Origin of the sequence: Shinella sp. (assembly GCF_035998705.1) — a bacterium.
Taxonomy (GTDB): Bacteria; Pseudomonadota; Alphaproteobacteria; order Rhizobiales; family Rhizobiaceae; genus Shinella.
Window position 1 is genome coordinate 75,070 of record NZ_DASYHH010000006.1, and the last position, 11,561, is coordinate 86,630.

An 11,561-nucleotide genomic window follows, 5' to 3' on the forward strand; every position below is an offset into this window, starting at 1 on the left:
CCGTTTCGGCGATGGCGTCAGATCACCTGCCCGCCCGACACCTCGATGCGCTGGCCGGTGATCCAGCGATTGTCCTCCGACAGCAGGCTCGCGATCATCGGGCCGATATCGTCCGGAACGCCGACCCGGCCCAGCGCGGTCATGTCGGCGAACACCGTGTTGAGATCGGGCATGTCGCGCACCGCGCCGCCCAGGAAATCCGTCTCGATGGCGCCGGGCGCGACCGTGTTCACCGCAATGCCACGGCTGCCGAGCTCCTTCGCAAGATAGACGCTGAGGATTTCCACCGCCCCCTTGGCCGCGGCATAGGCCGAGAAGCCGGGATAGGAGACGCGGGTGAGGCCCGAGGAAAGATTGACGATGCGCCCGCCATCGGCAATCAGCGGCAGCAGCGCCTGTGTCAGGAAGAACACGCCCTTGAAATGCACGTCGACCAGGCTGTCGAACTGCGCCTCCGTCGTCTCGGCGATAGAAGCCATGTCGCCATGGCCGGCATTGTTGACGAGATGGTCGAAGGTCTCGCGCTGCCACGTCTCGGCGAGCGCCTTGCGAAGCGCTTCGACGAACGGCGCAAAGCCGGCGACCACGCCGGTATCGAGCCGCAGTGCGACAGCCTTGCGGCCCAGCGCCTCGATTTCGGCGACGACGATGCGGGCATCCTCCTCGCGGCTCCGGTAGGTGATGATGACGTCGCCGCCGCGGCGGGCGATGCTGAGGGCGGTATTGCGTCCGAGTCCGCGGCTGCCGCCGGTGACGAGAGCGATCTTGGTCATGGGAAACTCCTTCGGTTGGAATGGCCGATTGATACCAATTGACCCCCGCCACTGGCGTTACCGGAAGCTCGCCAATCCTTGCCTGATCCTCCAAACGGATTTACGCGGGCGCCGGACGCGGCTAGGATGCCGGCATGACAGAGACGCTCCTTGCCACCGTCCGCCGCTATGTCGAGGCCAATGCCGATGCCACGGGCATCGCCCGCACGCCCGTGCCCGGCCTCACCACCATTCGCACGACGCAGCCGACCGGTCTCGACTATATGATCGCCCGCCCGCTGGTCTGCCTCGTGCTCCAGGGCAGCAAGCATGTGACGATGGGCGCGAACAGCTTCACCTTCCACGCCGGGGATTCACTCTTGATCACCGCGGACGTGCCGACCGTCAGCCAGATCCTTGAGGCAAGCCCCGAGGCGCCCTACCTCTCGCTCGTGCTGGACCTGAACCCCGTGGTGATCGCCGAACTCTGCGTGGAGATGCAGGCAACCGCCGCGCCCGGCGGGCTGCCGATACGCTCCGCGCCGACTGACAGCGAGGTGAGCGATGCGGCGCTTCGCCTGATGCGCTTGCTCGATCGTCCGGCCGCCGTGCCGGTGCTGCATGCGCAGCTCGTGCGCGAACTGCATTACTGGCTGCTCGAAGGCCGCCACGGCGCGGCCATCCGCCAGCTCGGCTATCCGGATGGGCAGGCGCAGCGTGTGGCCCGCGCCGTCGCGCTGCTGCGGGCGGAGTTCGCCCAGCCGCTGCCGGTCGACAGGCTCGCCGCCATCGCCGGCATGAGCCCGTCCTCCTTCCACCAGCATTTCCGCAACGTCACCTCGCTGTCACCCCTGCAATTCCAGAAGCAGTTGCGGCTGATCGAGGCGCGGCGGCTGATGCTGTCTGAAGGTGCCAATGCCAGCACCGCCGCCTATGCCGTCGGTTATGAGAGCGTGCCGCAGTTCACGCGCGAATACCGCCGCATGTTCGGCCTGCCGCCGGCGCAGGAAACCCAGACCGCCCGCAGCCTCACACTCGAATCGGCCTGACGCAAAAAGCCCGGCTAGAGGCCGGGCTTGAATTCTCTCAAATCTGCACTGTTAGACCAACCGGCTCTGTTCCAGCGCCGCTTCCACGAAGCTCGCGAAGAGCGGGTGCGGGTCGAGCGGGCGGCTTTTCAGTTCCGGGTGATACTGCACGCCGATGAACCACGGGTGATCCGGATATTCCACCGTCTCCGGCAGCACGCCGTCCGGAGACATGCCGGAGAAGACGAGGCCACAGCCTTCCAGCCGGTCCTTGTAGTCGACATTGACTTCGTAGCGGTGGCGGTGGCGTTCGGAAATATCCGTCGAGCCGTAGATGTCGGCGATCTTCGTGCCGCCCTTCAGCGAGGCGCGGTAGGCGCCAAGCCGCATCGTGCCGCCGAGGTCGCCGGAGGCCGTGCGCTTCTCCAGCTCGTTGCCCTTCACCCATTCCGTCATCAGGCCGACGACCGGATCGGCGGTCTTGCCGAATTCGGTGGAGGACGCCTTTTCGATGCCGGCGAGGTTGCGCGCCGCTTCCACGACCGCCATCTGCATGCCGAAGCAGATGCCGAAATAGGGCACCTTGCGCTCGCGGGCAAAGCGCGCCGCATTGATCTTGCCTTCCGAACCGCGCTCGCCGAAACCGCCGGGAACGAGGATGCCGTGCACCTTTTCAAGATACGGCGCCGCGTCTTCCTTCTCGAAGACCTCCGACTCGATCCATTCGAGCTTGACCTTGACGTGGTTGGCGATGCCGCCGTGGTACAGCGCCTCGATCAGCGACTTATAGGCGTCCTTCAGGCCGGTATATTTGCCGACGATGGCGATCGTCACCTCGCCTTCCGGCGTCTTGATGCGATCGGAAACCGTCTGCCAGGCTTCAAGCCGCGGCTTCGGCGCCGGCTCGATGCCGAAGGCGGCGAGCACTTCGTCGTCCAGGCCTTCCTTGTGATAGGCGAGCGGGACGTCGTAGATCGACGCGACGTCGAGCGCCTGGATGACGGCGGTCTGGCGCACGTTGCAGAACAGCGAGAGTTTCTTGCGCTCGGCTTCCGGGATTTCGCGGTCGGCGCGCACCAGCAGGATATCCGGGTGGATGCCCATCGCCTGCAACTCCTTGACGGAGTGCTGCGTCGGCTTGGTCTTGAGTTCGCCGGCCGCCGGAATATAGGGCATCAGCGTCAGGTGGACATAGACCGCAGTGCCGCGCGGCAGGTCGTTGCCGAGCTGGCGGATCGCCTCCATGAAGGGCATGGCCTCGATGTCGCCCACCGTGCCGCCGATCTCGCAGATGACGAAGTCGTAGTCTTCGTTGCCTTCGATGACGAAATTCTTGATCTCGTTGGTGACGTGCGGAATGACCTGCACCGTCGCGCCGAGATAGTCGCCGCGGCGTTCCTTGTCGATGATGTTCTTGTAGATGCGACCGGTCGTGATGTTGTCGGTCTTGGTGGCCGAGCGGCCGGTGAAGCGCTCGTAATGGCCGAGGTCGAGGTCGGTTTCCGCACCGTCGTCGGTGACGAACACCTCGCCGTGCTGCGTCGGGCTCATGGTGCCCGGATCGACGTTCAGATAGGGGTCCAGCTTCCTGAGGCGCACGCGGTAACCGCGGGCCTGGAGGAGAGCTCCGAGTGCAGCGGCGGCAATGCCTTTTCCGAGGGAGGAAACCACGCCGCCTGTGATGAATACATATCGCGCCATGGGAGTCACCGGATACCTTTTCAAAATCGATTCCGCCACCGAAAAATCACCTTGGGCGTGATTTCGGAAGACGCAATCGGCGTTTTACACAAGAAGAAGGCCGGTTGGATTTCGCCAACCGGCCGGTTTGTTGTTCAGCCCCTGCGGCTTACTGGCCGCTCGGGACGCCGGAGTTCTGCTCCGTACCCGTCGCGCCACCGGTCGTACCGGTGCCCGTCGTCGTGTTGCCCGTGCCGGTCGCGGCGCCGCCTTCGGTCGGAACGGCGTCGGTGCCGGTCGTCGCAGGCGTCTGGTTGGTGTTGGTGTTGCTCTGCGTGCCCTGCTCGGCCCCGCCGAGCGCGTCGAGAACGCCACCCGTGCCGGTTGTGCCCGGAATACGGTCGAGAATGTCGGTCGGCTGCGTCTCGTAGCGGGCGATGATGCCCATGCCGAGCGCCAGCACGAAGAACAGTGCCGCCAGGATCGCGGTCGTGCGCGTCAGGGCATTGGCCGTGCCACGGGCCGACATGAAGCCGGAGCCGCCGCCGATGCCGAGGCCGCCGCCTTCGGAGCGCTGGATCAGCACGACGCCGATCAGCGCGACGACGACCATGAGATAGATGACGAGCAAGATGGTCTGCATGTTTCAGGATCCCGGCCAGACGGCCCAAATTTCAGGTTTGCGGCTCAATATACCAAGCCGCGCACCATTCCAAGCCCTTACCGGCCAATCCGCCCGCCCTTTTGCGGGCAGGCCGTTGGCGTCTCAGGCCGTGAGCTCTTCGTATGCCCGGTAGATGGCAAGGAAGTCGTCGGATTTCAAGCTCGCGCCGCCGATCAGCGCGCCGTCGACATTGGCGACGCCCATCAGTTCCTTCGCATTGCCCGGCTTCACCGAACCACCATAGAGAATGCGCATCTTGGCGCCCTCGCCGGCAAAACGCGCCTTGAGTTCCGCGCGCATGAAGGCATGCGCCTCTTCCACGTCGGCCGCCGTCGGCGTCAGCCCCGTGCCGATCGCCCAGACGGGCTCGTAGGCGATCACGGTGTTCTCTGCCGTCGCACCGTCCGGCACGGAGCCGGCAAGCTGTGTCTTCAGCACGTCCAGCGTCTTGCCGGATTTGCGCTCGTCGCCGGTCTCGCCGATGCAGACGATGGCGACGAGGTCGTTCTGATGCGCGATCTCGGCCTTGGCGCGCACCAGCGCGTCGCTTTCCTTGTGGTCCGTGCGGCGCTCGGAATGGCCGACGATGACGTGGCTGCCGAAGCAGTCTGCGATCATTTCCGCCGAAACGTCCCCCGTATGCGCGCCGGACGCCTTTTCATGGCAATCCTGCGCGCCGATCAGCAGCGGGCTGTCGTCGCAAAGGGCGGTCGCCACGTAAAGCAGCGTCGCCGGCGGGCAGATCAGCGTCTCGACCTTTTCGGAAAGCGGTCCCTTCACGCCTTCGGCCATCGCCTTGATCTGGTCGAGCGACGCGCGCGTGCCGTTCATCTTCCAGTTCCCGGCAACGAGCGGGGTTACGTCCGGTGTCATGAGGCCTCCCTGTCCTTAAAGATTGTTGGCTTGCGGCGTAGCAAATCGAAGCCTACTGCGCAAACAGCCAGTTGAGCGTTTCGCGCCAATCGGTCATGCGCACCGGCGTGCCATGGCCGCCCGTCTGGAACAGCACGAAGCGCGCCGGAATGCCCGCCTTGCGCAGCTTCCGGAACACGGCGATCTGGTCGTTCGCCTGGTAGACGCTGTCGCTGTCGCCATGGGTGAAGAAGACCGGCAGCTTCGCCTTGAAGGCCGCGGTCTTGGCATAATCGCCATCCGCCGCCCCGCCCATCAGCACCATGCCCGAGAGGCTCTTCACCGCCACCGGATCGCGCGCGACGCGGGCGCAGATGAAGCTGCCCATCGAGGCGCAGGCAAGGATGACCGGTGCATCCGGCGAAAGCGCCTTGGCGGTCAGGATGAGGCCGGAAATGCGCGCCGCCCCCTTGTCGTCGAAGGAGGGCACGCTTGCCGCGTAATAGACCCCGCCGCCGCGCACCGCGAGGTTTTTCAGCCGGTTGAAATTGCCGCCGAAATTCCAGTCGTTGTTGCCGAGCCGCCGGTCGCCGCCGCGGCCGTGGATGAAGATGACGGTGAAGGCCGCCCCCTCGCCCTTGCCGGTCATCGCCGCGTCGATGGGTCCGGCGGGCGTGTCGAGCGTCGCATTCTTCTGCGCCGTCTTCACCGCCGTCGAGACATAGGCCGATTTCACCCGCCGCTCCGGCACCTGGTCACGCCCGTTGATGTCGCGCATCTCCTGGTAATCGACGACGCTGAGCGCCCCGTCATCCGACGTCTCGATCACCGTGCCATAGCCGAAAAGCTCGTCCTTCCAGGGTTTCAGCGTCAGCGCCGCCGCGTCCTGAACCGCAAGCGCGGTGAAAACCGCGGCGAAAACCAGGCGGCGAAGGCAATGAACTGTGGACTGAGGCATGAACTATCGCTCCCTGGGGCTGGCGATACTTGCCATCCGCCCGCGCGCAACGCAATCCTCGCCCAGCGGTTGGCGCGGCCCGGCATCGCGAAAACCCACGGAATCTGGCAGAGTCGCGAGTGATTCGCTTGACGACCTCATTTGTGCCAAACCCCGATCTTCCCGGATCGGCGGGAGAAAATGGCAAACGGAACAAAATCTGAACGGCCCATGCAAGACGACAGCAACGACCTTTTCGCCAACGTCCCCCCCCAACCCGCCGCCGCGTCGCCCGCACCGGCGGAAAAGCCGGCTGCCGCCCCGCCGCGCGAGGCGCGCGCCGTGCAGCCCGTCAGCGAAGGCTCCGGCGGCTATGATGCCTCGGCGATCCGCGTGCTGGAGGGCCTGGAGCCCGTGCGCATGCGCCCCGGCATGTATATCGGCGGCACGGACGAAAAGGCGCTGCACCACCTCTTCGCCGAAGTCATCGACAACTCGATGGACGAAGCGGTCGCCGGCCACGCCAACTTCATCGACGTCAACCTCGACGCCGAAGGCTTTTTGACCGTCACCGACAACGGCCGCGGCATCCCGGTGGAAAACCATCCCCAGATGCCGGGCAAATCGACGCTCGAAGTCATCCTCACCGTGCTGCATGCCGGCGGCAAGTTCGACGGCAAGGCCTATGAGACCTCGGGCGGCCTGCACGGCGTCGGCGTCTCCGTCGTCAACGCGCTCTCCGACCATCTCGAAGTCGAGGTCGCCCGCAACAAAAAACTCTACCGCCAGCGTTTTTCGCGCGGCAAACCGGTCGGCGGCCTGGAAGAGCTCGGCGACGTGCACAACCGCCGCGGCACCAAGGTGCGCTTCCACCCCGACCCGGACATTTTTGGCGCCCACGCCCGTTTCGATCCCGGCCGCGTCTTCCGCATGGCCCGCTCCAAGGCCTACCTCTTCGGCGGCGTCGAAATCCGCTGGAGCTGCGACCCCTCGCTGCTACCGGAAGGCTCGGAAACGCCGGAAAAGGCCGTCTTCCACTTCCCCGGCGGCCTGAAGGACTATCTCCAGGCGACGCTCGGCAAGGAATATACCGTCACCCGCGAGATCTTCGCCGGCAAAAGCGAAAAGTCCGGCGGCCACGGTTCGCTCGAATGGGCGGTCACCTGGTACGGCGGCGATTCGCTGATCCACTCCTATTGCAACACCATCCCGACGGCCGACGGCGGCACGCACGAGGCGGGTCTCAGGATCGCGCTCACCAAGGGCCTCAAGGCCTATGCCGAGCTGACGCAGAACAAGCGCGCCAAGGATATAACGACCGACGACGTGATGATTTCCGCGGTCGGCATGCTGTCGGTCTTCATCCGCGAGCCGGAATTCGTCGGCCAGACGAAGGACAAGCTCGCGAGCGTCGAGGCCCAGCGCATCGTCGAAAACGCATTGCGCGACCCCTTCGACCACTATCTCGCCGACAATCCGGGCGAAGCGGCCAAGCTTCTCGAATGGGTGATCGAGCGCGCGGAAGAGCGCATGCGCCGCCGCAAGGAAAAGGAAGTCAGCCGCAAGACCGCCGTGCGCAAGCTGCGCCTGCCCGGCAAACTGGCCGACTGCTCGCAGAATTCCGCCGAAGGCGCCGAACTCTTCATCGTCGAGGGCGATTCGGCCGGCGGCTCGGCCAAGCAGGCGCGCAACCGCGCCAACCAGGCCATCCTGCCGCTGCGCGGCAAAATCCTCAACGTCGCCAGCGCCGGCCGGGAAAAGCTCGGCGCCAACCAGCAGATTTCCGATCTCGTGCAAGCGCTCGGCTGCGGCACGCGCACGAAATACCGCGAAGAGGACCTGCGCTACGAGCGCGTCATCGTCATGACCGATGCCGACGTCGACGGCGCGCATATCGCCTCGCTGCTCATCACCTTCTTCTATCAGGAAATGCCGGATCTCGTGCGCGGCGGCCACCTCTACCTCGCCGTGCCGCCGCTCTACCGCCTCAGCCAGGGCGGCAAGACGCTTTACGCCCGCGACGACCCGCACCGCGAAGAGCTGATGCGCACCGAGTTCAACGGCCGCGGCAAGGTGGAGATCGGCCGCTTCAAGGGTCTCGGCGAGATGCTGCCGGCGCAACTCAAGGAAACCACGATGGACCCGGCGAAGCGCACGCTCTTGAAGGTCGCGATCGACGATGTGGATTTCGAAGGCACCCGCACCGCCGTGGACGACCTGATGGGCACCAAGCCGGAAGCCCGCTTCCGCTTCATCCAGGAGCGCGCCGTCTTCGCCGACAACCTCGATATCTGAGGCGGTGCCGCCGCCTCAAAGTGCGACCGCACCCATGGTTTTCGTGTCGAAATCCGTCCAGCCGTCACCATAGAGGCCGTGCACCGGCACGTCCTCTCCCGCCTGCGCCTGCCATCTGAAGAACGTCATCGCCGCCTCGTGCATGTCCGTCAGGCTGGAAACGGTGTATCGTCCATCGTCGAGCGCGTGAATAAGCTCATCGAGATCGACAAGCCGCTCGGCAACGGCGGCGGCATGCCGCGCCGGCAGCGCGCAACCCGGCAGGCTTATCAGCAGGAGAACGAGAAGCGGCTCGTCCGGGGTTTCCGGCCATTGCCCGGCACGCATCGAGTCCGTGATTGCCATGGCATGCGCGCCACCAATCGAATCAGCGCGTAGCACATCCAGCCGTTCCGGCATCCGGTAATCCGGGACGGTTCGCGTTGCCCGGAAAGGCGCTGCGTGCACCCGATAGACGACCGTGGCACCAACCATATCGGCAAGCGCCAGCCGCCACGGCTGAAAATCCTTCCACCATTTCCCGTGGTAGAACCGGTCGATCGAGAGCCTGAGCAGGCCCGCGCTCGCCGCTTGCTTTTCAGTCCCCATCCAGAATTTCCCCTGGCCTCGATTTCATCCTGACGAAGGCACCCGGCAAAAAATTCTGCCATGCCGACGAAAAGCGCGTGAGCACCTGCAAGCCCCCGGCACGCTTCGCGCCTTATTTTCGCGGCAATGCCTGCCTCTAACCGGCAGCAACGAAGGCGGAAAGGACGGCCATGAAAGCTGCGCTCATCGTCATGACGATCATGGGCTGCGACGACAGCGCGACCCAGTGCCACTATATCGATACGGTCGGCAAGAGCTGGCAGACCGTGGCGCTCTGCGACGCGCAGGCCGAAACCTATATCAACCGCCACCAGGACAAGAACTATCCGGTGATCGTCGCCGTCTGCGAAAGCTCCGGCGACCGCATGACCGCGGATGTGGCAAAGCCGACGCCCGAGGCCAAGCCCGCCGAAACGGCGACCGCCGTCGAAGTGCCGACGCCGGCCGAAACCGCCGAGGCCAAGCAGGGCCTCGCCGCCCGCACGCTGAATTTCGTCAGGAAGGCGATCCCCGACAAGGCCGCGCTGAAAAACGCCGTCACCACGCCGGTGCGCTATGCCGAGGACGGTTATTCCTGGGTGGTGAAACGCTTCGCCGACTGATCAGGCCGCTTCCCGCGCCGCAATAAGCGCGTAGCTGCGCGCCGTCTGGCGCTGCTCGGCGATGGCCAGCCGCTCGACCAGTTCCAGCATGGACTGGCAGGAGGCATTGCCCGCCGCCCGCGCGCGCGACAGCAGGTGCTCGGACACCGAAAGCCCGTCGTCCTCGCCCTTCGCCTCGCGGCGCCAGAGCATGGTCGCCTCGGCGAAGAGCGCGCTGATATCCCGCCCGAGCCCGGCCGTTTCATAAAGCGCCCGCACCGCCGCCTCGCGGCCATCCGACAGGATGGAGCGGACGCGCCGCTCCGCCTGCCCCGAAAGATTGGTGATCGCCGAGGCGAAGAACTCGACGCGGCCGGTGCACAGCGCATGCATGAGGAAGACGGGCGTCAGCCGCCCGTTCAGGCGCAGGTGCTCGACCAGGGCCGGCATTTCCGCCGCAGCCACTTCGCCCACCATGCCGATCGTCGCCACGTCGCAGGCTTCGCGCGTGATGCGCTCGACGCGGCCGGTGCCGACGGCAGCCCGGATAAGCCCGAAGCCAGCCAGCGCCGTGCCGATCTTTTCGACCAGCGCATGGCGCGCATCGCTCGGCAGGTCCTCGCGGTCGAGCAGCAGCGCCCGGATTTCCGCATCGTCGCCGAGACGATCGGCAATCCGCACCAGGCTGCGCCGCGAAACCACCGCGCCTTCGTTCTCCAGAAGCGCCAGCACATCGGGCACCTCGCCGATCTCCGCAAGCGCTGCCGAAACGGCGCGCGAGACGAAGGAGCGGTTGGCGATCAGCATGCGCGTCACGTCATTGCCCTTGGCGGCCAGATCGACGAGATCGGCATCCGTCAGTAGCGACGAACATAGAATGATATGGGCGGCGATTTCCGGCTGGTCCTCCGCCAGCGGCAGGATCACGGCGCGCGGCGCGTCCTCGCAGTCGGCCAAGGCTTCGGCCATTGCAAGGCGCACTTTCGGCGCCGGATCGTCGAGCAGGAAGATCATCGCCATCTCGGCGGCGCGGCGATCGTCCGCACAGATCCGCGACCGTGCGTAAGCGCGCGCCAACACACTGGCCGCCTTCGCCCTGTCGGCTGCCCGGGCTGTCTCGACCCAACGGAGGAAAGCATGAACGATCAATGGACGCCCCAAACGCCTGCACCACAACTGTTACGAAAAACACGCTAGCGGCAAAGTGTTTAAGATTGGTTCACCATATCCGTTAACCGGATGGCCGTTGCCACGCCCGGGCGCAAAGCCCTATGAAAAGACATGGAGAAGCTGCCCCACGCCCTGCTTGAGACCGTCCCGCCCCCGGCGGGACGCCGCGCGCTGGTTTATGCCGGCGACTCAGGCATCGAAAGTCGTTTTGTCGTCGTCGAGCCAGACGCCAGCCTCGAAACGCTTCGCCAAGCCATTGCAGGCGGCGCCACCGGCATCGCCCTCGCCGGCTGCCGTACGGGCGCCGACATCCAGCGGCTCGCCGTCCTGCTGTCCGTAGCAGAGGCGGAAGAAAACCTCGCGGAAGGCAGCACCGCGATCCTTGCGATCACCGACGGCATCCTGCCGGCGCCCGCATCGCCGCAAGGCTTCTCCGGCAAAACCACACGGCTGGCCGGTCTGATCTGGGACCAGAGGGGCCTTGTAAAAACCCTCGGCGTAGAACCGGCGCGCACCGCAAACGGCGAATGGCCCCCCACCTTCGCCGCCGCCCGCGCCGCCGTCCTGCTCGCCGCAGCCGCCGCCGGCATCCCGGCCTACGATTCGGACTCGGACCTCGCTGGAGAGGCGTTCCTGGCGGATTGCAAACGCTCACGCGACGACGCCTTCTTCGGGCGCCTCACAAGCGACCCGGCACAGATTTCCGTTATTGAGACGGTGTACGCAGGTGGCCGTGGATCCTCGGGTCAAGCCCGAGGATGACGGAGGATGTGGGGACGGCCGGCGAAACAGCACGGTCGTGCCGGGGATGCATCAAGGGCGTTGGGTATATCAATAGGTGCGCTCCCCCAAACACAGGGCACCACCTCTCCTCCGTCATCCTTATCTGTGCGTGCCGCCTGATTTGTTATGATGGAGCGGTGGGCAGCGTACCATTGTCATCCCAGGTCTTCAGAAGACCGTGTCCGAGCACGGTCCGCTGCCCCTTGTCGCGTTTTCACCCGAACAGTTGAC

At 65.4% G+C, this 11,561-nt stretch carries 11 protein-coding genes; 4 read left to right on the forward strand and 7 right to left on the reverse strand.

The window, feature by feature from the left end:
* Positions 1-17 precede the first annotated feature (17 nt).
* Complete coding sequence (locus VGN93_RS01540) at positions 18-773, reverse strand: SDR family NAD(P)-dependent oxidoreductase (RefSeq protein WP_327506057.1); 756 nt, start codon at positions 771-773, stop codon at positions 18-20.
* Positions 774-907: 134 nt separating this feature from the next.
* Here VGN93_RS01540 and VGN93_RS01545 point away from each other — a divergent pair, with 134 nt between their 5' ends.
* Complete coding sequence (locus tag VGN93_RS01545) at positions 908-1,801, forward strand: AraC family transcriptional regulator (RefSeq protein ID WP_327506058.1); 894 nt, start codon at positions 908-910, stop codon at positions 1,799-1,801.
* 51 nt (positions 1,802-1,852) lie between these two features.
* Here VGN93_RS01545 and VGN93_RS01550 read toward each other — a convergent pair whose 3' ends face one another.
* The 4 genes from VGN93_RS01550 to VGN93_RS01565 form a co-directional block, all read right to left on the reverse strand.
* Entirely contained in the window at positions 1,853-3,481 is a 1,629-nt protein-coding gene (locus VGN93_RS01550; protein ID WP_327506059.1) for a CTP synthase, read from the reverse strand.
* A gap of 148 nt (positions 3,482-3,629) precedes the next feature.
* Positions 3,630-4,103 carry a preprotein translocase subunit SecG gene (gene secG / locus VGN93_RS01555; protein ID WP_327506060.1) on the reverse strand — a complete coding sequence of 158 codons (474 nt, stop codon included), beginning with the start codon at positions 4,101-4,103 and terminating at the stop codon, positions 3,630-3,632.
* A 123-nt stretch (positions 4,104-4,226) separates the two neighbouring features.
* Complete coding sequence (tpiA, locus tag VGN93_RS01560; RefSeq protein ID WP_327506061.1) at positions 4,227-4,997, reverse strand: triose-phosphate isomerase; 771 nt, start codon at positions 4,995-4,997, stop codon at positions 4,227-4,229.
* Positions 4,998-5,049: 52 nt separating this feature from the next.
* The gene (locus VGN93_RS01565) at positions 5,050-5,934 is read right to left on the reverse strand and encodes an alpha/beta hydrolase (protein ID WP_327506062.1); all 885 of its coding nucleotides are present in this window, start codon (positions 5,932-5,934) and stop codon (positions 5,050-5,052) included.
* 210 nt (positions 5,935-6,144) lie between these two features.
* On the opposite strand from VGN93_RS01565, the gene parE reads away from it, so the two are divergent.
* On the forward strand, positions 6,145-8,208 hold the full coding sequence (gene parE, locus VGN93_RS01570; RefSeq protein ID WP_327506063.1) for a DNA topoisomerase IV subunit B: 2,064 nt from the start codon (positions 6,145-6,147) through the stop codon (positions 8,206-8,208).
* 15 nt (positions 8,209-8,223) lie between these two features.
* Here the strand turns inward: parE and VGN93_RS01575 are convergent, their stop codons facing one another.
* Complete coding sequence (locus tag VGN93_RS01575) at positions 8,224-8,796, reverse strand: hypothetical protein (RefSeq protein ID WP_327506064.1); 573 nt, start codon at positions 8,794-8,796, stop codon at positions 8,224-8,226.
* 170 nt (positions 8,797-8,966) lie between these two features.
* Here VGN93_RS01575 and VGN93_RS01580 point away from each other — a divergent pair, with 170 nt between their 5' ends.
* Entirely contained in the window at positions 8,967-9,398 is a 432-nt protein-coding gene (locus VGN93_RS01580) for a hypothetical protein (RefSeq protein ID WP_327506065.1), read from the forward strand.
* Here the strand turns inward: VGN93_RS01580 and VGN93_RS01585 are convergent, their stop codons facing one another.
* The gene (locus VGN93_RS01585) at positions 9,399-10,526 is read right to left on the reverse strand and encodes a DUF2336 domain-containing protein (RefSeq protein ID WP_327506066.1); all 1,128 of its coding nucleotides are present in this window, start codon (positions 10,524-10,526) and stop codon (positions 9,399-9,401) included.
* 132 nt (positions 10,527-10,658) lie between these two features.
* Between VGN93_RS01585 and VGN93_RS01590 the strand changes: the two genes are divergently transcribed.
* Entirely contained in the window at positions 10,659-11,309 is a 651-nt protein-coding gene (locus VGN93_RS01590) for a hypothetical protein (RefSeq protein ID WP_327506067.1), read from the forward strand.
* The last annotated feature ends 252 nt before the right edge of the window (positions 11,310-11,561 follow it).

Coding starts and splice junctions, on each gene's coding strand:
- VGN93_RS01540 (WP_327506057.1), bottom strand. CDS start 773: ATGACCAAGATCGCTCTCGTCACCGGCGGCAGCCGCGGACTCGGACGC.
- VGN93_RS01545 (WP_327506058.1), top strand. CDS start 908: ATGACAGAGACGCTCCTTGCCACCGTCCGCCGCTATGTCGAGGCCAAT.
- VGN93_RS01550 (WP_327506059.1), bottom strand. CDS start 3,481: ATGGCGCGATATGTATTCATCACAGGCGGCGTGGTTTCCTCCCTCGGA.
- secG (WP_327506060.1), bottom strand. CDS start 4,103: ATGCAGACCATCTTGCTCGTCATCTATCTCATGGTCGTCGTCGCGCTG.
- tpiA (WP_327506061.1), bottom strand. CDS start 4,997: ATGACACCGGACGTAACCCCGCTCGTTGCCGGGAACTGGAAGATGAAC.
- VGN93_RS01565 (WP_327506062.1), bottom strand. CDS start 5,934: ATGCCTCAGTCCACAGTTCATTGCCTTCGCCGCCTGGTTTTCGCCGCG.
- parE (WP_327506063.1), top strand. CDS start 6,145: ATGCAAGACGACAGCAACGACCTTTTCGCCAACGTCCCCCCCCAACCC.
- VGN93_RS01575 (WP_327506064.1), bottom strand. CDS start 8,796: ATGGGGACTGAAAAGCAAGCGGCGAGCGCGGGCCTGCTCAGGCTCTCG.
- VGN93_RS01580 (WP_327506065.1), top strand. CDS start 8,967: ATGAAAGCTGCGCTCATCGTCATGACGATCATGGGCTGCGACGACAGC.
- VGN93_RS01590 (WP_327506067.1), top strand. CDS start 10,659: ATGGAGAAGCTGCCCCACGCCCTGCTTGAGACCGTCCCGCCCCCGGCG.